Annotated in this window: 23 protein-coding genes, 2 tRNA genes and 1 pseudogene; 19 read left to right on the top strand and 7 right to left on the bottom strand. The window is 36.1% G+C overall.

Features of this window, described 5'->3' with window-relative positions; all coding sequences use genetic code 11:
- Positions 1 to 10: 10 nt before the first annotated feature.
- The 12 genes and pseudogenes from ACQCT5_RS19155 to ACQCT5_RS19100 form a co-directional block, all read left to right on the top strand.
- Positions 11 to 86, top strand: a tRNA-Asp gene (locus ACQCT5_RS19155).
- Positions 87 to 109: 23 nt separating this feature from the next.
- Positions 110 to 182 (top strand) — tRNA-Phe (locus ACQCT5_RS19150).
- Between the two features lie 362 nt (positions 183 to 544).
- Positions 545 to 2035 (top strand): peptidoglycan DD-metalloendopeptidase family protein, encoded by a 1491-nt coding sequence (locus tag ACQCT5_RS19145; protein WP_499644233.1) that lies wholly within the window; start codon positions 545 to 547, stop codon positions 2033 to 2035.
- 361 nt (positions 2036 to 2396) lie between these two features.
- On the top strand, positions 2397 to 3098 hold the full coding sequence (gene yycF / locus ACQCT5_RS19140) for a response regulator YycF (RefSeq protein ID WP_499644231.1): 702 nt from the start codon (positions 2397 to 2399) through the stop codon (positions 3096 to 3098).
- A gap of 5 nt (positions 3099 to 3103) precedes the next feature.
- A complete protein-coding gene (walK, locus tag ACQCT5_RS19135) occupies positions 3104 to 4942 on the top strand; it encodes a cell wall metabolism sensor histidine kinase WalK (RefSeq protein WP_499644229.1) in 1839 nt (612 codons plus the stop codon).
- Positions 4939 to 6270, top strand: coding sequence for a YycH family regulatory protein (locus tag ACQCT5_RS19130; RefSeq protein WP_499644227.1), 1332 nt, complete (start codon positions 4939 to 4941; stop codon positions 6268 to 6270). Before walK ends, ACQCT5_RS19130 begins: the two co-directional genes overlap by 4 nt.
- Before the next feature lies 1 nt (position 6271).
- Positions 6272 to 7066, top strand: a complete 795-nt coding sequence (locus ACQCT5_RS19125) for a two-component system regulatory protein YycI (protein WP_499644225.1) — start codon at positions 6272 to 6274, stop codon at positions 7064 to 7066.
- A gap of 6 nt (positions 7067 to 7072) precedes the next feature.
- Positions 7073 to 7867 (top strand): MBL fold metallo-hydrolase, encoded by a 795-nt coding sequence (locus ACQCT5_RS19120; protein WP_499644223.1) that lies wholly within the window; start codon positions 7073 to 7075, stop codon positions 7865 to 7867.
- Positions 7868 to 8000: 133 nt separating this feature from the next.
- A complete protein-coding gene (locus ACQCT5_RS19115; protein WP_499644303.1) occupies positions 8001 to 9239 on the top strand; it encodes a S1C family serine protease in 1239 nt (412 codons plus the stop codon).
- 100 nt (positions 9240 to 9339) lie between these two features.
- Complete coding sequence (locus tag ACQCT5_RS19110) at positions 9340 to 9495, top strand: CxxH/CxxC protein (protein WP_499644301.1); 156 nt, start codon at positions 9340 to 9342, stop codon at positions 9493 to 9495.
- An 82-nt stretch (positions 9496 to 9577) separates the two neighbouring features.
- Positions 9578 to 10057, top strand: coding sequence for a 23S rRNA (pseudouridine(1915)-N(3))-methyltransferase RlmH (rlmH, locus tag ACQCT5_RS19105; RefSeq protein ID WP_499644221.1), 480 nt, complete (start codon positions 9578 to 9580; stop codon positions 10055 to 10057).
- Positions 10058 to 10401: 344 nt separating this feature from the next.
- Positions 10402 to 10593 (top strand): annotated as a pseudogene (locus tag ACQCT5_RS19100) (ATP-binding protein); the annotation flags it as partial.
- A gap of 149 nt (positions 10594 to 10742) precedes the next feature.
- Here ACQCT5_RS19100 and ACQCT5_RS19095 read toward each other — a convergent pair.
- The 6 genes from ACQCT5_RS19095 to ACQCT5_RS19070 all read right to left on the bottom strand — a co-directional run bounded on the left by ACQCT5_RS19095 (position 10743) and on the right by ACQCT5_RS19070 (position 14764).
- The gene (locus ACQCT5_RS19095) at positions 10743 to 11168 is read right to left on the bottom strand and encodes a thioredoxin family protein (protein WP_499644219.1); all 426 of its coding nucleotides are present in this window, start codon (positions 11166 to 11168) and stop codon (positions 10743 to 10745) included.
- 28 nt (positions 11169 to 11196) lie between these two features.
- On the bottom strand, positions 11197 to 11532 hold the full coding sequence (locus ACQCT5_RS19090; protein WP_499644217.1) for a hypothetical protein: 336 nt from the start codon (positions 11530 to 11532) through the stop codon (positions 11197 to 11199).
- Positions 11525 to 12283 carry a hypothetical protein gene (locus ACQCT5_RS19085; RefSeq protein WP_499644215.1) on the bottom strand — a complete coding sequence of 253 codons (759 nt, stop codon included), beginning with the start codon at positions 12281 to 12283 and terminating at the stop codon, positions 11525 to 11527. The genes ACQCT5_RS19090 and ACQCT5_RS19085 overlap by 8 nt, the downstream gene beginning before the upstream one ends.
- Complete coding sequence (locus ACQCT5_RS19080; protein WP_499644213.1) at positions 12261 to 13622, bottom strand: hypothetical protein; 1362 nt, start codon at positions 13620 to 13622, stop codon at positions 12261 to 12263. The genes ACQCT5_RS19085 and ACQCT5_RS19080 overlap by 23 nt, the downstream gene beginning before the upstream one ends.
- A complete protein-coding gene (locus ACQCT5_RS19075; protein ID WP_499644211.1) occupies positions 13606 to 14328 on the bottom strand; it encodes an ABC transporter ATP-binding protein in 723 nt (240 codons plus the stop codon). Before ACQCT5_RS19075 ends, ACQCT5_RS19080 begins: the two co-directional genes overlap by 17 nt.
- A gap of 70 nt (positions 14329 to 14398) precedes the next feature.
- The gene (locus tag ACQCT5_RS19070) at positions 14399 to 14764 is read right to left on the bottom strand and encodes a hypothetical protein (protein ID WP_499644209.1); all 366 of its coding nucleotides are present in this window, start codon (positions 14762 to 14764) and stop codon (positions 14399 to 14401) included.
- Between the two features lie 249 nt (positions 14765 to 15013).
- Here ACQCT5_RS19070 and ACQCT5_RS19065 point away from each other — a divergent pair, with 249 nt between their 5' ends.
- On the top strand, positions 15014 to 16213 hold the full coding sequence (locus ACQCT5_RS19065) for a helicase-related protein (RefSeq protein WP_499644207.1): 1200 nt from the start codon (positions 15014 to 15016) through the stop codon (positions 16211 to 16213).
- 233 nt (positions 16214 to 16446) lie between these two features.
- On the opposite strand, the gene ACQCT5_RS19060 is transcribed toward ACQCT5_RS19065, so the two are convergent.
- Positions 16447 to 16629, bottom strand: a complete 183-nt coding sequence (locus ACQCT5_RS19060) for a helix-turn-helix domain-containing protein (protein ID WP_499644205.1) — start codon at positions 16627 to 16629, stop codon at positions 16447 to 16449.
- Between the two features lie 180 nt (positions 16630 to 16809).
- Here ACQCT5_RS19060 and ACQCT5_RS19055 point away from each other — a divergent pair, with 180 nt between their 5' ends.
- The 6 genes from ACQCT5_RS19055 (at position 16810) to ACQCT5_RS19030 (ending at position 23396) form a co-directional block, all read left to right on the top strand.
- Positions 16810 to 18231: a hypothetical protein gene (locus ACQCT5_RS19055; RefSeq protein WP_499644203.1), complete on the top strand. Its 1422-nt coding sequence runs from the start codon at positions 16810 to 16812 to the stop codon at positions 18229 to 18231.
- A 152-nt stretch (positions 18232 to 18383) separates the two neighbouring features.
- Positions 18384 to 18953 carry a hypothetical protein gene (locus ACQCT5_RS19050; protein WP_499644201.1) on the top strand — a complete coding sequence of 190 codons (570 nt, stop codon included), beginning with the start codon at positions 18384 to 18386 and terminating at the stop codon, positions 18951 to 18953.
- A gap of 25 nt (positions 18954 to 18978) precedes the next feature.
- Positions 18979 to 20652, top strand: a complete 1674-nt coding sequence (locus ACQCT5_RS19045) for a DNA primase family protein (protein ID WP_499644199.1) — start codon at positions 18979 to 18981, stop codon at positions 20650 to 20652.
- Positions 20653 to 21027: 375 nt separating this feature from the next.
- Positions 21028 to 22674: a recombinase family protein gene (locus ACQCT5_RS19040; protein ID WP_499644197.1), complete on the top strand. Its 1647-nt coding sequence runs from the start codon at positions 21028 to 21030 to the stop codon at positions 22672 to 22674.
- A complete protein-coding gene (gene radC, locus ACQCT5_RS19035; protein ID WP_499644298.1) occupies positions 22674 to 23183 on the top strand; it encodes a RadC family protein in 510 nt (169 codons plus the stop codon). The genes ACQCT5_RS19040 and radC overlap by 1 nt, the downstream gene beginning before the upstream one ends.
- A 42-nt stretch (positions 23184 to 23225) precedes the next feature.
- Positions 23226 to 23396 carry a hypothetical protein gene (locus ACQCT5_RS19030; protein WP_499644195.1) on the top strand — a complete coding sequence of 57 codons (171 nt, stop codon included), beginning with the start codon at positions 23226 to 23228 and terminating at the stop codon, positions 23394 to 23396.
- Positions 23397 to 23576: the final 180 nt, after the last annotated feature.

Below are 23576 nucleotides of genomic sequence, written 5' to 3'. Positions count from 1 at the left end.
AAGCTTCTAAGGTCCCGTGGTGTAGCGGTTAACATGCCTGCCTGTCACGCAGGAGATCGCCGGTTCGATCCCGGTCGGGACCGCCATTTTTATTTACATATCTAAATTAGGCTCGGTAGCTCAGTCGGTAGAGCAATGGACTGAAAATCCATGTGTCGGCGGTTCGATTCCGTCCCGAGCCATCCCAAAAAGCACGCCTCTTTTCACAACTCGAAAAGCGGCGTGCTTTTTTATATTCCATAATTACTGCCAATATAGCCTTCATTATACAAAACTACCAAAATAGCCTCAAGATTTATCATAATTATGTAAGAAAAATTACCCATTTAGATAACTATATAAGGAAAAACCACTAAATATCGCCTAAATATGACAACAATAATACAATTATGTTACATCTTTTGTTCTACTATTCTATTCTTTTATAGTTATATGGTATGGTAAAGAAGTCGAAAAATTTACGTGGGTATCGAAATACCTAGTAATCTTTCAACAAATAAACATGTTCTTTTTTGTAGAGGAATGGAATCAGGGGGATTTAACCATGATCAGCCAATTAAAGTCTATATATAGTACATACACCAAAAAAATAAATATGAAACATAAAATACGAAATAATCGTTTTTCTGTACTGACTAAAAAAGCGTTGCTTACTACTGTTGCAGTAGGTACGTTATCAGTTGGTGCTGTAGCTGCCCAAGCAAGCGAAAACTCCCTTTTAGGGACAATCTACCATGTCTATGTAAATGGGGAACGGGTTGGAGCAGTAGATGATAAAGGCATCCTGGACAAAGCAGTCGATGCAAAGATTCAAGAGATGCAGAAGGATTTCAAAGGTCTTGACCTTACTGTAGAAAACCAGCTTTCCGTTTTACCGGAAAAGGTATTCAGACCTTCCACTCAGAACAAGGAAACTTTAGCTAAAGTTACTTCTGAATTGGAAGTACAAGCAAATGCTTCTGCCATAACGGTTGACGGAAAAGAAATCGTGCTGCTTGGCAGTAAAGAAGATGCTGAAAAAGTAGTAAAACAACTGACTTTAGACTTTGTCTCCGAGGAGAAATTGAAAGAGTTGGAGCAAAGAAAGAAAGTCGATGTGGAGCTTCCAGAAATCAAAGTGGATGAGTCTCGTATATTAGACGTTCAAATGAAAGAAAAAGTTTCATTTTCCGAGAAAAATGTTAAGCCTTCTGAAGTACTGACAGTAGAGGAAGCGGTGAACCTTCTGAAGAAGGGTGTCAAGGAAGAGGAAAAGTACGAGGTGGCCCAAGGGGACGTCCTAGGGGATATCGCTGAAAAGCACGACCTTACTTCTGAAGAGCTGTTGGCATTAAACCCTGACATCAAGGAAGATTCTTTACTGAAAATAGGTTCTACATTAAACGTTACGGCTTTAAAGCCATTCGTACATGTGGTAGTGAAAGAGGAATCCTCCCGTAATGAAGAAATCCCTTACGAGCAAGAAGTAGTGGAAGATGCAGATCTTCCTAAAGGGGAAACAAAAGTGAAGCAGCAAGGTGTAAATGGGGAGAAAAACATTCAAACCATTGTTACAAAAGAAAATGGTGTTGAAGTCAATAAAGAGGTTACACACGAAGAAGTGTTGAAAGAACCTGTTAAGCATATTGTACTAAAAGGAACAAAGGTAATCCCATCACGTGGCAGTGGATCACTTGCATGGCCGGCAGTAGGCGGTTATGTATCAAGTAAAATGGGCCATCGTTGGGGTAAGATGCATAAAGGTATCGATATCGCACGTCCTAGTGACCGTACAATCAAAGCTGCTGATAATGGTGTTGTAGAGTCAGCTGGCTGGGATGGCGGTTATGGCAATAAGATCGTGATCAATCACCAAAATGGAATGAAGACTACGTACGCTCATTTAGCATCCATCGATGTATCAGTTGGACAAACAGTCGCTCGAGGGGCAAAAATCGGTGTAATGGGAACAACTGGTCAATCCACCGGAATCCATTTGCACTTTGAAGTGTACCAAAATGGTCAACTAAAAGACCCAATGCAATTCTTAAACTAAAATAATCTCTCAAACCTCTAGCAAACCACAAAAAGCTAGAGGTTTTTCTTTCTTTAAAGCTCTCTTAATGACCAGTGTTACTATATATAAAGAATCTAGCTGTTGATTGGAGCAATAGGCGAAGACTCCTGCGGGAGGAAGCGTTTAGTGGAGACCCCGCAGGCGAAGCCGAGGAGGCTCCACAAACGCCCCGCGGAAAGCGCAGCCTAGTGCGGAAATCAACAGCGGTGTTGATATAGAAACACCTGCTTTTCTGTTATTAGATGCTTTACCGAGCTTTACATGGTAAAGTATTTAGTATAATGCACATAGAAAATTTAAATGATACTAATAGATAGATGTGATAAGGAGCGAATACGCGATGGAAAAGAAAATATTAGTTGTAGATGACGAGAAACCAATTGCAGATATATTAAAATTCAACCTTCAAAAAGAGGGGTATGATGTTTATTGCGCCTATGATGGGGAAGAAGCGGTCAACAAAGTGGAAGAAATTCGCCCTGACCTGATTCTATTGGACATCATGCTTCCTCAAAGAGATGGAATGGAAGTGTGCCGTGAAGTAAGGAAGAAGTATGAAATGCCGATTATCATGCTTACTGCGAAGGATTCGGAAATAGATAAAGTATTGGGGCTAGAGCTTGGTGCGGATGACTATGTCACGAAGCCTTTCAGCACACGCGAATTAATAGCACGTGTAAAGGCGAATCTGCGCAGACATCAACAAAAAGGTAATGAAGTGGATGAACCGACCGAGATTGCCATCGGCTCGCTTGTAATTCACCCAGATGCTTATATGGTGACAAAGCGCGGCGATATGATCGAGCTGACACATCGTGAGTTCGAATTGCTTCATTATCTGGCTAAGCATATAGGACAGGTCATGACCCGTGAGCATCTGCTACAAACTGTTTGGGGCTATGATTATTATGGAGATGTCCGTACAGTCGATGTAACAGTGCGACGCCTTCGCGAAAAGATAGAGGACAATCCAAGCCATCCTACATGGATTGTTACTAGAAGAGGAGTTGGCTATTACCTGCGACAATCCGAGCAGGAATAATACTCATGAAAAAAGTTGGTTTCTTTCGCTCCATTCACTTAAAATTTGTGTTGATATATGTCCTGTTGATTCTGATTGCCATGCAGATTATCGGGGTTTATTTTGTAAGCAAGCTTGAAAAGCAATTAATTAGTAATTTTTCAGACTCCCTAGACGAACGAATCTCGTTATTGACCTACAGTATTGAGCAGGAAATCAAGAAGCAACGGGACGATACGACGTTAACCATCGAAGAGGATATCCGAAATGTTCTGCAGGATGTTACCATGGAGGATATTTTGGAAGTACGGGTCATCAATAATAAAAGCAAGGTTTTAGGAACGTCAGATCCATACAATCAAACTAGAATGGTAGGGAAAAGGACAACGGACCTGCTTATTAAACGTGCGCTTGCAGTGGGTCAATATTCCGAGGATGATGCCATCGATCGAAATACAGGAGACCGTGTACGCATTATTGCAGCTCCCATAAAGACGAACAGTCAGGAAATCATAGGTGCTATCTATATGAAGGCATCCATGGAAAATGTCTATGCTCAGATGCGTCAGATTAATAGTATATTTACGGCTGGGACAACGCTTGCTTTGGCCGTAACAGCTGTATTGGGAGTGCTGTTGGCGCAGACGATAACGAGGCCGATGTCGGATATGCGAAAACAGGCTTTGGAGATGGCAAGAGGGAATTTTTCGCGCAAGGTAAATATATACGGAAATGATGAAATAGGGCAATTGGCGCTTTCCTTTAATAACCTGACAAGAAAACTCCAGGAAGCACAAGCTACAACAGAGGGAGAAAGGCGTAAGTTAAGCTCGGTCCTTTCCCATATGACAGATGGGGTTATTGCGACAGACCGGAAAGGCAGGGTTATCCTGATCAATGAACCGGCACTCGGGATGCTGAACGTTTCACGTGAAACAGTCCTGCAAAAACCGATTGTGGAAGTCCTTGATATTGTCGAAACACATACCTTTGATAGTTTAGTATCGGAACAGGAAACGCTTATCCTGGACTTCAGTACAGAAAAGAAACCGTTGATTCTTCGCGCCAGCAACTCCATCATTCAGAAGGAAACAGGGTTCATTAACGGCTTGATAACGGTTTTACATGATATTACAGAACAAGAGAAGATAGATCAAGAGAGACGGGAATTCGTTGCAAATGTATCCCATGAACTGCGGACACCTTTGACGACGATGCGCAGTTACTTGGAGGCGCTGGCGGAAGGTGCCTGGAAGGATGACGAGATTGCGCCGAAATTTCTGGATGTGACCCAGACAGAAACAGAGCGTATGATTCGTCTAGTAAATGACCTGCTTCAGCTTTCCAAAATGGACACAAGGGATTATCGTTTTAATAAAATTTCTGTTGATTTTGTGGAATTCTTCAATCGAATCATTGATCGTTTCGAGTTATCAAAATCCCAAGAGGTGACGTTTGTCCGTGACTTGCCTGCAGAAGCAGTGTGGGTGAGTCTGGATGAAGATAAAATCACCCAGGTATTGGACAATATCATTTCGAATGCCATGAAATATTCTCCCGAGGGTGGTACCATCACTTTTGCTGTCCATATAGAGGAAACGGCCAAGCAGATATTAGTAAGCATAAGCGACCAGGGGGTAGGGATACCTAAAGCTGATCTGTCCAAGGTATTTGATCGTTTTTATCGCGTAGATAAAGCTCGGACGCGTATGCTTGGGGGGACCGGTCTAGGTCTTGCCATTGCAAAAGAAATGATTAATGCACATAATGGGGACATTTGGGCGTCAAGTCAGGAAGGAAAAGGAACAAAGATTTTCTTTACACTTCCTATCAAGCAAGAAGAACAAAAGGATGATTGGTCATGAAATACGAAAATCTGAAATCACTTATATTAACCATCCTTGTCTTGACTAGCCTGGTTCTTTCCTGGAATCTGTGGACTTTTCAGCCGTCATTGGACTATACAAGTAATGAAAAGCTGCTTCGAAATGTGGAGATCAGTAAAACGGAAGAGCCGGAAAATATTATTCGCCCTTCCAAAATCCTGTATCATTTCGATGGGGTGCACTATGGAACGATTGAGAATCAGGAAATTCTCCGTTTTACTAAAGAAATGAAGAAGTGGAGTCTATTTGATATAGATCCTACTTCCACCTTGATTGAGGAAGAGGAATTTATTCCTTTTATGCATGACAATGGGAAGATGGAAGTGATATTCCCTGATGATATTCCATTGGAAACCTTGAGATACCTTATTGGCTTTACTGACGAAGAAGTGCCGAATGGAACGGTGGACCGTATATTGATAGACATTAATAATCAAGGGGAGAAAAGTACGCCTGTCCTTCACCTGGTCAACTATGAAGATCGAAGGGTGTATAAAGCGAAGGTCAACAATATCTCCCTCTCGACGCTTAAAGAGAAATTCTATACACCTTCTGTTATATATAACGAGTATGTAAGTATTGCTGCAGAGGATGACCGGTATATTTTCGTACCTAAGGCACCAGCAGAAATGCCAAGAATGAACTTCCTCACAGATTCGATCAATCCAGATGAATTCAGGGATGCATTATTCAATGATCCAAGTGTCGTGACAAAGGATCAGATGAATGTAGGGGAAGTTTATACGGACAGTGAAAGATTCATGAGCGTGGACCGTACGTATACACAGCTTCAATATGTCAATACCGTATTGCCTAATGAAGCCAATTCCCCTGATTTTAATGTGATTGAACGAGGAATAGACTTTGTGAACGAGCATAGCGGCTGGACGGATAGATTCCAATTTTCACGCTGGAATGTATCGGACGCCGATTATGAAAGAGTCGTTTTTCAATTACATGTCGGAAATTACCCTGTGATGAACCGTGATGGGTTGACCGAGATAAATCAGGTATGGAGAAACAATGAAGTGTATAGCTATTCACGTCCCATCTATCAACTGGGGCCACCGATAAATGATCCGCAGACTACAATTCTTCCACCTGCAAGCCAAGTGGAGCGTGAATTGAATGCCCTGAAGAACTTGGATATGTCAACGATTCAGGATATCAGGGTCGGCTATGAGCTAAAACGTGAAATGGATTATCAAGGGGTTTTGATATTGGAGCCTGTATGGATGTACCTTGATAATAACAGCTGGTCAAAGGTCATTTTCACGGAAACAGATGAACTGGGAGGGGGAATGTAAGATGGATTGGCGGAAAACAAAGACCATTTTCATTATTACATTTCTCATCCTGAATATCTTTTTGGCTTCGCAAATATTTGAAAAGAGAAATGAAAATCAATGGGATCTCATTACAGAGGCTACGATTGAAGAACAGTTTGAAGCAGATGAAATTACCTATGAGAATCTCCCAAAGGAACCCGTAACCGAAAGCTATATCAGTGGAAAGAGCTACAAATTTTCTGTTGAGGACAAGGAAGCGTTAGAGAAAAAAGAACAAACGGTCGAGATTGTCAACGAAACAGTATTGGTCGGTGCTTTGAAAGAGCCTATACCAGCGCCTGAAACCGAAATGGAAACCAAGCTTCCTTCACTGCTGAGAGAACAATTATTGTTCAACGATAAATATGACTATAAGTTCTATCGTAAAGGGGAAAAGGAGCTTATCTTCTTTCAATCCTATAAAAAAGGACTGATTTACAGTAACAATGAAAGTGGCATGCTTAGTTTATATCTGGATGAGGAAAACAATATCGTTTCCTACAAACAGACCTTGATTTCCGATTTGGAGGAGATGGACGAGGCACAGGAGCTGATAACGGCCTTCAATGCACTGGAAAACCTGTATAATATGAATGAACTGAAGCCGGGAAGTCATGTGACGGATGTCAAACTTGGCTACTATACGTTAGTACAGATTACATCTTCCCATGTACTGACACCAACCTGGCACATTGTCGTCAATGGGGAACAGGATTTCTTCGTCAATGCATTGGAAGGACAGATCATCCGAAAAGAAAATAGAACATTGGAGTGAAGTGACATGAGCCTGCATTTTAGCGTGCTTGCCAGTGGTAGCACTGGAAATGCAATTTATGTCGCAACAGAGGAGCATTCTTTATTAATTGATGCTGGTTTGAGCGGCAAAAAGATACAAGAGTTATTTACCAAAATAGATAAAAGAATAGAGGACCTTTCCGGAATCCTCGTTACACATGAGCATAGCGATCACATTAAGGGGATTGGGGTGCTTGCGAGAAAGTACAAGCTCCCTGTCTATGCGAATGAAAAGACTTGGAAAGCGATGGACGGCCTCGTCGGCGCAATCCCGACCGATTTGAAATTCAATTTTGAAACGGAGCGGGTCAAAACCTTTGGTGATTTGGATGTAGAGTCATTCGGTGTTTCCCACGATGCAGTGGAGCCGATGTTCTACGCTTTTCATCAAGGAGAAAAGAAGCTGGTCGTCATTACCGATACAGGCTATGTCAGCGACCGGATGAAAGGGATCATCTCGAACGCAAACGCGTATGTTTTTGAGAGCAATCACGATGTGCAGATGCTGCAGATGGGACATTACCCTTGGAGTATCAAACGCCGTATCCTAAGTGATGTCGGGCATGTATCCAACGAGGATGCAGCGCTTGCTATGGCAGATGTGTTGGGCGATCAAACAAAGCGTATTTATTTGGCGCATTTAAGTCAAGATAATAACATGAAAGATCTAGCGAGAATGTCTGTAGAGCAAACACTTGCCACACGGGGGATCATCACCGGTGAGCAGGTCGAGCTATATGATACAGATCCAAAATCACCAACTGCGCTGGCTTTCGTGTAAAATCTTAGGCTTTTAGCGCCTTTCTTTTTGTCTTTTTCGAAATGGAAATGCAAAGGAACAGCTCCAGGCTTGAGGTTTTCACATGAAAGTTGCCGTATGGAGAGATGCATTTTCCAGGAAGGAAGGATATGAAGTGGGATACTACGACCAGCATGATCATTCAAAAAAGAAAAAAACAGGAAGAGGATACTTAATACCGGGCCTTATTGGACTATTACTCGGTGCATTCCTTTTCATGGTTGCCATTCCGTCATTATCAAAAAATGCAACACCTGACTTGAGTGAGCTTGAGCCAAGAAATGAAGGAGAAGTTGGCCGATTACCGGAACCTGGTGAGGCGGGATCGGCTGAAATCCGTAATGTCTCCGTCAATGTTGAATCAGGCATTACAAAGGCCGTCGATGCAGTAGCTGAAGCGGTAGTTGGCGTCATTAATCTACAGCAGTCCTCGTTCTGGGAAAACGGCGAGGTCGAAACGGACCAAGAAGGGGAAGCGGGTACTGGATCTGGTGTCATTTACAAAAAGGAAAACGGCAAAGCCTTTGTTGTCACAAATTTTCATGTCATTGAAGGAGCAGGAGAAGTCGAGTTGAGCCTGATTGATGGAACGAGGGTACCGGCAGAAGTGCTTGGTGAGGATCCTTGGACGGATTTGGCTGTACTTGAAATGAAGGATGAATTGGTGACAAAGGTCGCTGATTTCGGAAACTCTGATAGTGTGCGTACTGGCGAACCTGTCATTGCAATCGGGAATCCACTCGGCCTTCAATTCTCCGGTTCTGTGACACAAGGGATCATTTCCGGTACGGACAGAAGTATTCCGGTGGACATTAACCGAGACGGCACCTTTGATTGGCATGCGGATGTCATGCAGACGGATGCCGCCATCAATCCGGGTAACAGCGGTGGGGCCTTGATCAATATTCAAGGCAAGCTTATCGGCATCAACTCCATGAAAATAGCTCAGCAAGAGGTAGAGGGTATCGGACTGGCCATCCCGATCAACTCGGTGATACCGATCATCAATGACCTGGAGCAGTATGGAGAGGTAAGAAGGCCATATTTTGGGGTCAGCATCGGTTCCTTATCGGACGTATCCAGTTACCATTGGCAGGAAACATTAAAGCTTCCGGATGAGGTCAAAGCAGGCGTCTATGTAACTGGCGTTTCCCCTGGATCTCCAGCAGCGGAAGCAGGACTGAAGGAATATGACGTAATTATCGAACTGGATGGTGAGCCTGTAAGAGACGTCATTGAGCTTCGAAAACACTTATATAACGAAAGAGAAATCGGGGACACGATGGAAGTGACGTTTTATAGAGGCAAGGATATTCAGAACGTTTCCGTTAAATTATCAGAAGAATCATCTTAACAAGGGGGAGATTTCTCCCTTGTTGTGTGCTTTTATTTATAAACATGTGGATAAGTGGTATTCTTGAAAGGAAAACAAGGTGTAGAAAGGATTGGACACTATGAAATGCTGTTTGGAACATATTGAACTGGCAATGGAAATGTACATAGATGAGCACGAAGAGGCACCAATACTGGAGATGGTGCCAGAAGATGAAAAGTTATCAACAACCTGTGAATTCTGCTCCGAACATGCAGTATATATGGTGGGGAACTAGTATTCGCATACTAAATGTGGATAGAAATTGTTGATATGTGGATAACTTCTGTGGATAAACTGTTTGCAAGGCGGGGATGACTGTGAATATCTCAATAATCACAATTGGGAAGCTAAAAGAAAAATATTTAAAGCAGGGAATTGACGAGTACCTGAAGCGGCTCGGAGCTTACGCCAAGGTGGAGGTGATGGAGCTTCCAGACGAGAAGGCACCGGAACAATTGAGCGATGCAGAAATGGTGCAGGTAAAGCAGAAAGAAGGCGAACGGATCCTGGCTAAGATATCGGATGACGCTCATGTCATCGCGCTGGCCATAGAAGGAAAGCAGCGATCGTCCGAGCAGCTTGCAAGTGAAATCGATAAGCTCGCTATCTATGGAAAAAGCAAAATTGCATTCGTCATCGGAGGCTCACTCGGTTTGAGCGAGGAAGTGATGAAGCGGTCGAATGATACCTTGTCCTTTTCTAAGATGACATTTCCACACCAGTTAATGAGGTTGATTTTGTTGGAGCAGGTGTATCGGGCTTTTCGGATTAATCGGGGTGAACCGTATCATAAATAACGGTAAACTTTTAATGAAATTTATCAAATTGATAACTAGAAGGTGCAATTATTAAGGTTTAAAAATTTATATCAAAATTGGTTATAGCAGGTATAATATTTTCATGAAAAAAGGTAACTCAAACACTACTATTTTGCAGCGGTGAAAGTTACTTTTTTTAATTTCTTTGAAAATAAATATGGTGCTCGGAAATTAAAGGGGTTAACTATTAAGAAGTTTCCAGAGAATTGGAATCAGTACGATGCCCTTACTCCATTGAAGGAGGTAGGCGAATGAGTGATCAATTAAGAGGAAAGTTTAAAACACTTCGATTGGTACATATAGCAGAGATCTATCATCTCCAGCTTATTTCGGAGTTTTACGAACAGATGAGTTTGATTATCACGTCAAGTTTAGAATTTAGTCAATGGAACCGAATATTTACAGACTCTAGATTGACTGCAGCTTTGGTAGATCGGCTGGTTCATCACGCTCACATTATTTCTTTTCAGGGTGAAAGTTATCGCTTAACAAATGCATTATCCAAAAGAAAATAAAGAAAAGTAACCTGGGTGACAAACCTCTGTACTTTTCTTTGCATTTTTCTGCACTTTTATATTGCAAAATACAGCAAGAGTGGGTGAGGCACTTACTGTGTTAATTTCTTTTACATTGTAAAAGCTTCTATCTTTTAGTTATATATTATTTATCTTCCAGTAATATAATTTTTTATTGACTTCTCCTCTAAGTCTCCAGTGATATTGTATACAAGTTTTCCTTCTTTATAATGGAGCAGCGTTGGTATGCTATTAATGTTGTACTCCTGAGAGAATTCGGGAATTATTTGTATCTCATCGGTTGAAATATTAGAAATATCAACATAGTAAACAGTATGTTCAACTTTGTTTGCGATTCTTTTCATTTTAGGATATACCTTAGTACAAACATTACATTCCGAATCTGACGTACTAATTAGCACCACAATTTCATCATTTGAAAGCCTTTCCTTTAATTCTGTTATAGAAATCTCATTGAGATATTTCTTATTACCGTAACTAATCCAGCCTTGATCTATTAAGAAAACACTTACAAAAGCTAAAAAACCGAAAAAAATACCGACTCTATATTTCATAGTAATCTACCTTTCATTTTTAGCAATATTATATAAGTAGCTTGTTAATGAATTTTTTTACAAGGGAAACTAAAATGAGCCCAATTAAGAAAAATATACCAGCAAAAATAAAAGGAAGAAGGTTATAAAGTAAATTTCTATCTGTTACTGTAACATCTGGGTATCCAAATTCATCTAAAGTAACATTGTAATCTAGTAGTGGTATACCAAAAATTGTTGCATGATTTAGTCCTTCTTCCATTATATTTGGATAGACTATCAAATTTCCTAACAATTGTAAGCTTATAATAAAGAAAACACCATATATTAGAATCCAAGTTATAATAACTACAATATATTTTTTAGTTTTATTTGACTCAAACATGTTTTCCTCCAAAAATTATTTTACCGTCATGAAAGAACGGTAGTATTTGCATTAAATGGTACAAGGGAACCAACCAAAAATAAATCGAAGAATGACTAATTATATTAATTGCTATGAATGAAACAAGTGAACCAGTTAGTGGACCTGCAAGAGCTACTATTCGATCCTTTAATGTATTTATTGTATTTGATACAAAATAAACTGTCCCTTTTTCTAGTAAAAAATAGCCATTATACTTTTCTTTTGATAAGAACCAATAGGAAACACAATGAGAAACTTCATGCAAGATTAAGGAACCGATAAATATGATAATAAATAAGCAAATTGAAACAAAAATATCTAATTTTGTTATTGAAAATATTAAAAACATTGAAATTATTATAGGTACTGTTACTAACAATATTGTAGTAATAAATATAGTAAGCATTTTTAATCTTATTTGATCGTAATAAACATGATTGTTAATAAATAAATTAATTACTTTATATGGACTGGAGATATAAAATAAATCAAGTTTATATAACTCTTTAAAATGTCTTATCCAATCTTCATATGCTGCATTATGATTTACTTTTTGTTGTTGTAATTTGATATAGTTATCACCATTTTTTATATTATTGATAATTTTAATATCTTCTTTGTTGAAGGCATGATAAGGATAAAACATTCCAACTCTCATATCTAATATACCATTCTCCCGAAAGTATATCCCCTTGTTTAGTTTTATTTTAAAATTTTTTGGAAGTCTCATTTTTACCTCCATAAAATAGAATACATATTAAAGTAATCAAAGATACTATAAATAATATAACGATAGGTAACTCAAAAAAATGGGTAATAAATATAATACATTGTGAAAAAAGTGAAAATATACCAAAAAAGTAAATGCTACTTTGATTATTTGGATTAAAAGGAATCTTTATAACAATTTGCAGAGAAATACTTAAGCATAGTAAAGAAAAAAATAATAGTATATCGTTGAAAAATATAATTCCTCTTGAAACTGTAACTAAAAACATAAAAATAGTACCGGAAACAATTATGGAAATAATAACATCATAAAAATAAATTACAAGTTTATTAATTGGGAATCTTATATAATCATTTCGAAAGTTTTCTTTAATACTAAAAAGTATAGGTGAAATTATTACTGAAGAGATAATATAAACATTATTGTTAATTAACAGACCTAGATACTTCAGAATTATTATTAATATACTAGACATAATAAAATAACTAATAATAATATTTTTGTTTCGCAATAATGTGAGCATATTAAATTTTATTTTTTTGTCAAGATCTAATTTTTTTTCGATAACTGTTACTTTTTTAGAGTGTAGAAATAGCTTAATGTATTTAGGAGAATAAAAACTTTTAATAAATTTGTTAGATAGAATCCTACCAATAATGAATATTATCAACATTAAAAAAACAATATAGTAATTATCATGTAAATTCTGCTGAATTAATGTTATTACTTTAATATAGACACCGAAAAAAGTAATTTGATAGAAAATTATCCAATAATATACAGGAATGTTCTTTGCTGGTAGATTACTTGCTGTTAAAAAAGTGAAAATAAAAATGATTATATTTGAAAATTTAAATGTAACATAAACAGTAAATATTATTCCAGCTAAAAAGAAGAGCTTTTCAATTAAATTATTATTTAAAGCAAAGATAAAGGTGATTATATAACAAGAAAAAAACAATAATAAAATAGCAATAATTTTATTTTCTATTTTCACAAAAGATTGGTAAATATCAATGGGAAAAAAAAATGATTTTTTTATAAAACTATTGTAGATTATATTAAATAATACACTCAAAGCAATAGAGAAAATAGCAACCATATTAATTGTTAATATTATTGAGGTAGAAATAGCCCGCAATAAATCCTCACTATTAATAGCTACATTATTTAGCACCAAAAATATGTGGTTATACAAAAAATAAAAATATATTATTATGATAATAAATGGGACCATTATTAGATATGAGTTTTTATTCAATATATATACAATAATGTTCCTCAATAGATTGTTGGCCATGATGTCAATGTATTTATTTCCCCTAACTTCTTCCTTCACTTATGTTATCCTCCACTATACTTAGAATCTCCTTTTTAATAGAAATGTTATTTGAATCAAAATTCAGTAAAAATACTTGTTTATTATAAAGAAAGTAAAACTTGTTACAAACACTTTCTAAAAAATCAAAGTCATGGCTTGTTATAAACACTGTTTGATTTGGGTTTCTATTAATTATAGTTTTTTCTAAATTTAGTATAGTTTCAAAATCTAAGCTATTGGTTGGTTCATCCAGTACTAATAATTCAGGATTGCTCATCATAGCAGATATTAGTTGCAATTTCATCTTTGTCCCATGCGATAAACTTCTAATTAGCGTTTTTTTATAGTTTATCATTTTGAAACGTTCCAAATATTCCTCTATATGTAAATCAGTTATACCATTCTCAATACGTTTATATGTATTAATTACAAACTCTAAATACTCGTTAACAGTTAAGAAGTCAATAAGATTTGGATCATCAAAACTAATACCTATCTTAGATTTAAAATCATTGTTGTTAATATTAGGAGAGTGATTAAATACATTAACTATTCCTTGGCTAGGTTTAAGTAAACCTAAAATTAATTTTATGATAGTCGTTTTACCACTTCCATTATACCCAACCAAAGCCACACAATCACCCGATGTAATATTAATATTAACATTGTTCAATACTGGGGAGTTTTGAGTATAAGAGAAGTCTAAATTTTCAATATTCAACATGACTTTACCTCCAATGAAATTAGTAAACTATGGATGATTTAAACTAATTACATTTATTAAAAATTATTATTTATTCATACTCACCAATCGGTGGTATAGACCCTATAATCGTTTGGCCGTTTGGATACTTAAGGTATGCTGTTCCGCCAGGAGTACAACTCATATTAGATGTATTACTACTGCTGGGCATAAAACTCCAAGAAGAACTTTTCTGTGCTTTTAGTGTCCCACTATAGCCGTTTGTAGTTGTAAATGTTAACCAGCCACCTCTATCCTTACAAAATTGTACCACTTGATCATGTTTTTGACCATTTGTGTAAATGTGATACATTGATACGGCACCTGCCGCAACCGAAATAATAAGAATTGCTCCTAGTATTGCTATACATGTAAATAATTCTATCCCATATTTCCTTATTTTTTTTTGAATAACCAAAAAAATCCCCCCTTTATAATTTCCATAGTTTACTAATGATAGAATTATATAACATTTTGTCTAAAATTGTCTACAATTTTTTAAAAATTATTAAATTTATGAAAATTTTTAATTTTTTCCAAGATATAGCGGTTAAGCAATCCACTACCACCGGCATATGAACATCATATTGTACAGCAGATTCGTGATTATTTGTCAATTGACTCCCAGTCTTTCTTTTGCGGACATCGGTTTGAAGACTTGGACTATATGATTAAGAATATGTGGCTTTCTGAATGTCTGGATCTCAAATTTTTCAAAGAAAATAATCCTGTCTTACGCCATACGGTTTTAAGAAAACGAAAGCAGCTTGAGGACGATGGTCTGTTAGAAAAAGTAGGGGTAAATACTCACCCGCTAAGCCGAAACCTTGCACAGTATCATTCTCGTTTTGTTGGTTTGGGGATTCCAACCAATACGCCCTTTCAGGTTGCGTATGAAAAAGCAGAGGAGTTTAGCCAGCTGCTTCAATCTAGATCCAAAGCTGGCGGCTTTATGAAATCGTTAATGTTACAGCGTATTTGTTCAAGCTTTGCATCTGGGTTGAAAACTGCACAGAAGATGCTAAAGCACTCTATATCAAACGAAGATGAGGACCGAATTGAAGAAGTAGAACACATACTTTCTGAAATGACTCCCGAAGAAGTCAACTGCCTCAAAGAAATAGAGAGACAGCTTTCACGACCTGAAGCGGTAGACTCTAAACTTAATACATTGAAGTGGTTCTTGACTGAGTTTAGAACTGATGGAAAAACGTGGCTTGAGCACGGTTGTATTATTTTCAGCCAATATTACGACACTGCCGAATGGATTGCCAAAGAACTGGCTAAATCTATTAAAGGTGAAGTAGTGGCAGTTTACGCTGGAGTTGGAAAAAGTGGTCTCTTTCGAGATATGCAGTTCAATAATGTTGAACGTGAAGTCATCAAGGCTGCTGTTAAAACCCGTGAGATTAGACTTGTAGTAGCAACTGATGCAGCTTGTGAAGGGTTGAACCTTCAAACTCTAGGTACATTGATTAACATTGACCTTCCCTGGAACCCATCTCGGCTTGAACAGCGATTGGGTAGAATTAAACGATTTGGCCAATCGCGTAAGTTTGTTGATATGCTCAATCTGGTCTACAGTGAAACTCAAGATGAGAAAGTATACAATGTATTGTCAGAACGCTTGCGTGACACATATGACATTTTCGGCAGCCTGCCAGATACAATTGATGATGACTGGATCAAGGATGAAGAAGAGCTTAAAGAAAGAATGAATGAATACATTCATGAAAGGAAAAAGGCTCAAGATGCTTTTAGTGTGAGGTATCGTGGGACCATAGATCCTGAGGCTCACTTATGGGAAAGATGTGCGTCTGTATTATCTCGTAGTGACATTGTAAGAAAACTTAGTGAGCCTTGGTAACTAAGCAACTTACCAGCTAATGTGTGCTTCAGCGATCGGGTTGTAGGATAGGTCTTGAAATTAAATTAGGGGTATTATTATAAGTTAGTTTACTAAATCATTGATAAAGGTAATATTAGATTAATAGTTTATATATTATACAATTGATGCCTATGCTGATAGGCAATCCTCATGAGAGGCAGGATCATAGAGGAGCACAAAAAAGACCTCGCTTAGACTGAACTAAGCGAGGTCTAGCTTTTGCACTTTTTAATTACATATTCTTCTATTGATGTTCGAGGAATCCTCCAAGATCTCCCTACTCTAAATCCTTTAACTTCTCCACTGTTAAGTAGTTTGTATGCATAATTTCTCCCAATGTAAAGTGCCTCCATTAGTTCTTCAATGGTTAAGATGTCATTCTGTAACTCAAACATTAACTTTACTCCCACTTTCAATTTATAGCTTCTTTTAGATTATTGTTGCTCTGTATTGATTAAGAATTGACCTTTTTCACCTTAGTACAATATCGTAAATGCCAAAAAACATATGTTGCACTAGTAATTTAATACAAAGTATATTGGTTATATCTGTTTTGTCATTTAAAGAGGTGTGAGATGCAAAAGTTAACCAAGAAATTAAAAGAGGAATTATATGAAGAATTAGGATTTCGCTTTAACGTTAACAATACAAACTACGAAGATATACTTGAAACAGTTGAGCTAGGAGAAAAATTCAATCAAGTTTGTGTTGGCCTAGATTTAGTGGCTGCTGTAGTAGAAGATTATGTAAAAAAGTATGTTCTCCAGCTCATTATTGAAGAGGCAACAAATTTTAGTCAACAGGAAGAGCGTATTCTAGGGAGTTACTTTGATGAACCTTTAGTGGATACAACTATAGGTAAACTGTTTGAGCAAATGCAAACCGAAATACATATAGTACATAGTGAAAGCTTTCAGAGTTATATAACTGAGACTTTTAAATTCAATACCAATAATAAAGAAGACAGTTTAGAGTCGGGATATAAATTAGACGGAGAAGACGGTCTAATAAATTTTACATATCCTTTTAAAGAAAGGGAAAACACTTTATTTCCGATATATTACAAGTTATATGTAGATAAGCAAAGAATTATAAAACCAAGACCTGATAAGATTCTCGATATAGAGAGTTTTCACAACGATCTTGTAACTCATTACTATCAGTATATTAGATTGTTAAATTTAAATGGTAGTAGAACAAATCCTACAAAAGACATTCTTGAACTTGAAAGAGAGACAGATATTCTTTTTTTGCTTAAAGTATGGTCATTTATTCCGCAAGAGGAGATCAATAGGCTCTCTAAAAAAGATAAGAGAAATTACTTGAAGGTGATTGCATCTTTCTCCTTAATCGAGGATATAAGGTTAAAGCTTTATTTAGCAGAGCGGATCGTTAAAGAAAATAACAGTTTCCCGTTTATTAAAGGTAAAGGCTATATCGAACTATTTATAATGATTTTTTTGTATGTACCGCTATTAAAAGAATACCTCGTAGATAAAATAGTCGCTCCTAAAGGGATACTATCCATTAAGAGTGAGGAAGTATTTGAAAAAGAGGAAGCTAGAATATTAAAAGGGATTAAGAATAAGTTGTTCCTGTACCAAGCATTAAAAGATGTTGCTGGATACAAGTTAACGGATTTAGAGGATGAATTAGGTTTACGTATAGAAGAAGCTGAGATTAATTATTCAGAGGATCTTATAGATTTTTATAAAAAAGTTAAAAAAGTGAATGGATTCCGGAGGGGATTTTCTGAGGAGTCTATAGATCATTTGTTTGAAATAATTAGGCTTAAACCCGAATCCCTAGAAGAATATTTATCTTACGTTGCAAGAGAGTTCGTTACCAAGGGGCTTGCATTAGAATTTGATAAAGATAGTGGTCTAGAAAAGGCTTTAGAAATATTTAGGGACTTTGAAGTTAATTCACGTTTAGTAATGGAAAAATTTAATAATGCAAATATAGATATTGAAAAATTATTTGAAGAAAAAATATAAATTTACTTATAGAAAAGCCGCTCTCTTACAAGGGAAGCGGCTTTTCTATTTCAAGCTTTCAGGATGTGTATTCAGAAAATTCAATAAATACACCCGGTAATTTGGGGTGATAATTTAATTCTTGTAAATAAATTTAAAAGGAGAGATAAGCTATGGCATTTGTAAGTGACTTAACTAAAGCAGAGGAAAACCTTCTAGAAAAAATGTCGGAAGGTAATTCATTGATCCAATTGATTGCATGTGATGGGGAAAATTCATATGTGTGTGTTGGGAACAGAAGAATTGAACCTACTTTCTTTCTACTATGTCATATAAATCCAAAGAGAAAGGTTTGTAATGGAAATATCGGAAATAAAAAAATTGCATTGTCGTATGTAAACGATCTAAATGTTCAGAGTAGTGAGTTAAGAATAATTGTTGATCGAAGAAATTCTGAGGAAAAACGATTATATGGTTATAACAAAGATGCAGCATTTATTCTTAAAGAGGAAGAAGAAGTGAACGATAGAAACTTAGTTTTGGCTTATATTGAAAATCAATCGTTTGCTCAGTTGACAGTTTTCAATAGTAAATTAAACAGTAAAATAAGTGAAATAATTGTAAAAAAGGAATCAATGTTCAAAGAGCTTCGTAACAATGCCTTTACTTTAGTAGGTTCCTTTTTTCCAGCTATTCATGACTTACTTCTTGACGATGAAGATAAAGATTACGGAAGTTATTAAAAATTTGTTAAAGGAGTATTTATCAATGGTAAAAACAAGTGATTTTCAAGATATTGTCCGGAAAAAAATTAGTGATTTACCAATCGAATCGGTATCAGATGAATATTTGTATGATCACGAACTTACTGATTTACGTGAAAATAAAAATTTTTCTAAGGTTAAATTAAATGATATCCCAGTAGGTTATTTAAAAAATAATGAGATTAGTTTTGATCCACCAGGAAGAGACCAATTACTTAACTTAGAGCTTGGTGAGTTAGATGATTTATTCCTTGTAGATAATACTTATGAGGAAGAAAATTCTAAGGTCTTGGAGTTAGTTTCTAAAGAGAATACTACTGAGAAAGTAAATATTAATATAAAAGACTTTAAGGTTCAGCCACAGAAGGATAGCAATAATAAGAATATCGAGTTTGATATATATTCAAAAATACTTATAAGATACACCCTTAAGTGTTTGAAAGATACCCTTTACCTATATAACACTGAAAAAGGTTGCTTCTTTGAACTTGAGGACTATCAAATCAGGACTCTTGTACGAAGCGGTTGGTCAGATAAAATAGAAAGACTACTTTCTAAAGGTACAGTTGACGGCATAATTGATCGATTGAAGAGTAGTGAAGCAATTCAAATAAATGAAGACGATTTAGATAATTACTCACATTTGATAAATTTTAATGATTGTGTTCTAAATATCAAAAAAGACAGAGTACTAAGTCATTCTCCGAAATACAGCTTTACAAGCTTTATAAATGCTAATTACGAAAGGCAACAACCTAATGGATTACATTTTTTGGATTTTATCAATCAATGTACAGAGGGAGCCGAGGATAAAATGAGGCAGATACAAGAGCTATTAGGATACTCAATCTCAAACTACACAAATGCAAAAAAATGGTTTGTACTAATAGGTGCCCCACATACAGGAAAGAGTACATTATTAGAATTATTGACAGAAATAATTGGAATAGATTACACAAGTAATGTTCCTCTTCATGAATTAAGTAAAAAATTTGCATTATCTGATCTATATAAGAAGAAGCTGAATGTTTGCGGAGAGTTAAATGACAATGCCTTGAAAAATATCGACATCATAAAATCATTAACAGGAAGCGATAGAGTAAGAGGAGATGTTAAATATAAGTCTGCGATAAACTTTGTTAACCGCTGTAAGGTAATTATGGCCGGCAATGCTATGCCAAAGTTGCAGACTTTAGACGATACAACGGCATTTATCGACAGAATTGTATTTGTTGTATTTAATAATACGATTCCAGAAAGTGAAAGGGATTATAAACTTAAAGATAAATTGCGTTCAGAAAAGGATTTTATTGTCCAATGGGCAATAAAAGGTTTAAAACGCTTAATAAAAAATAATTTTGTATTTACTGAATGTCGAGATTCTATTGAATTCAAGAATCAATACAAAAGTGAGATGAACAATATAAATGACTTCGTTAATGTAATGTGCAAACTAGAGCCTAATAACGATCATTGTAGAGTCCATAAGAGAGATTTGTATTCAGCTTATTTAACGTATGGAAGAGATAACTGCCAAACTATATTGAGCAAAAAAGAGTTTTTTTCGGAAGTAAAGAAGCTGCCTGTAAAACAAACAAAATTCAGATTAAATAAATCAACACCATTGGATGGTTACATTGGAATAACGTTAAAGCAGCGGGAGTATGAGAAGGAATAAAAATGATTTTAATTAAAAATGGCTACTTTATCTACGTAAATGTCAGGAACGTAGTAATTATGCTAGTGGAACGGTCAATGTGCTGTAGATTTTGGAACAAATCTTCTACTACCAGGCATCTACAATTGGCTACAAAATCTTATATAGGATTATCATGCAGGTCAGGTATACGAAGATAGTAATATAAATCTTTATAGATATATATTATATCTTTGAGTTAAAAGAAAAAGCCTTGGTTTGCATGACTTCCTGTGACATATGCGGGGGATATCTAATGGATGAGCAGTATGGAAAAAGTGACTATGTAATTTTGATCGATTTTATAGGAGACCTGTTGAATCAGGAGCTTAATAGTGATAGTGAGGTAGAGGACTTATGATAAAAACTGCACTGTATGCAAGGGTATCGACTGCAGAGCAAGCAGAAGAAGGTTACTCAATTGATGCGCAAATAGAAACCATTATACGGAAGTGTGAACATGAGGGGAGACATGTTGAATTTCAGTATGTCGATCGAGGAATAAGCGGGAAATCTATTAAAAACAGGTTAAACTTACAGCAACTTCTTAAAGATGCTAATCAAGGAAAGTTTGAAGAAGTATGGGTATGGAAGACTAATAGAATGGCAAGAAATCAACTAGACCTATTAAATATTGTAGAAGTGTTAAACAAAAATAATATTGCATTTAGAAGCTGTACAGAACCATTTGATACATCAACTCAAATAGGTAAATTAATGATGAGTTTACTAGGTTCAATTGGTGAGTTTGAAAGAGGGACCATAGTAGACAATGTGAAGATGGGAATGAAACAAAGAGCGAGGGCTGGAAAATGGAATGGTGGGGTGGTTCTAGGGTATGTGAGTGTGAAAAGCGAAATAGATGAAAATAAAACAAGGCTAGAAATAGTAGAAACAGAAGCATTTATTGTTAAAGAAATTTTTCGTTTATATTCAGAGGGGAGAGGTTTAAAGAGCTTAACTAATCATATAAACAAATTAGGTTATAAATCTAAGAAAGGAAATTTATTTTCAATAAATGCAGTTAAAGAAATCCTAATGAATCCAATATACATTGGCAAAATCAGATTTAATCGGAGAGAAAACTGGAGTGAGAAAAGAAGAAAGGGGTTGAATAAAAATCCTATAATAGTTGAAGGTGAGCATAAGCCTATAATACCTATTGAATTATGGGAGAGGGTCCAAAGACTATATAGTGAGAGGTCCCATAAACCTAATAGAATATATAGTGGTTCTTATCCTTTAACCGGCCTTATAAAGTGTCCTATGTGTGGAGCATCCATGGTTGCTGGTAGGGTAAAGAAAAAGCATAAAGATGGGAACTATGTTATCCACAGATATTATCAATGTGGAGCATGGAGGAACAAAGGAACAGCAGCTTGTAGGTCAAATAGTGTAAAAGCAGATGCAGTGGAACAATTCGTGTTTGATAAGATCCACCTCAGCTTATTTAACGAAAATATATTAAAGGACCTTGTAAATAATATTAACGAGAAAAGAAAAAGCACGATCAAGCCTTTGGAGGATCAGATGCAACAGATTGAAAAGGAGATCTGTGCATTTGATATGAAAAAGAGTAAGTGGTTCGAACTATACGAAGACAGCATGATTTCAAAGGAAGATTTATCCCAAAGACTTGCATCAATTACTGAAGAAGTTAAAAATAAAATAAAGCTTAAAGAATCTCTACAAGCAAAGCTCAGATTAAATAACTCTGAACCAGTTGATTATCAGGTTGTAAAAAACCTAATGACAAACTTTAACCAAATTATCCGAAATGCTGCTCATGATAAAAAGAAAACAATCTTAAATATGGTAGTGGAGCGAATAACAATCAATAATGAAAGGAAAGTTGATACGATAATATTACATTTTGATGGGAAATCAAAGAATCATATACTAGGAAAAAAAGAGGGCGAATCTTCAAATGAAGATTCGCCCTCTTTTAATTTCTCTCTAGTTTTGTATCAAAACCAAAATCAAAAATATGGAGGAAATAAATGATGAAAAATTACTTAGTACCTAGAAATGAGCAATTAAGGCTATTAGAGGAAAATCTTCTACCAAAGTATCCAGCTAAACGAGTTAATATCGTTAGCTTAAAATTAGTAAAAGAAAATAGCTTTCTTTATCCAGAAAGAAATGTTAAGTCGCCTGAGGATGCCTATATGCTACTAAAGCAGTTTCTTGTAGACATCGATAGGGAACACTTCATTGTCGTGTGTTTAGATACGAAGAATCAACCTACAGCAATTAATATTTGTCATATTGGCAGCTTGAATGCAAGCATAGTACACCCAAGAGAGGTATTAAAGCCGGCTATACTCTCAAATTCTGCATCAATAATTGTTGCTCATAATCACCCTAGTAACGATCCTACACCTAGTCGTGAGGATATTGAAGTTACCAAGAGGCTAGTTGAAGCGGGAAAGATTATTGGGATTGATGTGTTAGATCATCTTGTTGTATGTGCAGACAAGTTTATTTCATTAAAGGAAAAGGGGCATATGTAAATAATATTTACAAAAATACAATGGTAAAAGGATGGTTAACGTATGATATTTAAAGCAATGTTTTATGGGGCAATATTTGGATTCGTGGTTGCGGTAGTTTACTGTTTTTCTGAAGGTGTATTAGATTTGAATGCTCTTTTTGGCATGCCGTTTATATTTGCTATCTGTGCAATACCAGTGCGAAAGTGGATTTTAAAGACTTTTTGGGCATGACGATGAATTAATTGAAAGAACAAGTTTTTGCAATCAAGCGATCTATATAAAGGAAGTCCCTAGAATTTATGGGGCTTTCTTTTTAGTATTTTTTAATTTTTTCCTGTAATTGTTCTTCTTGTAATTAGTATTCTGGATATCCTTTTTTCTCATACCACCTTAATTTCTTCCCATTTTCGA

The sequence above is a fragment of the Sutcliffiella halmapala genome (assembly GCF_050107295.1).
GTDB lineage: Bacteria > Bacillota > Bacilli > Bacillales > Bacillaceae_I > Sutcliffiella_A > Sutcliffiella_A halmapala_A.
Note: the sequence above shows the minus strand (reverse complement) of the source record. Positions and strands in the feature narration are given on the sequence as shown.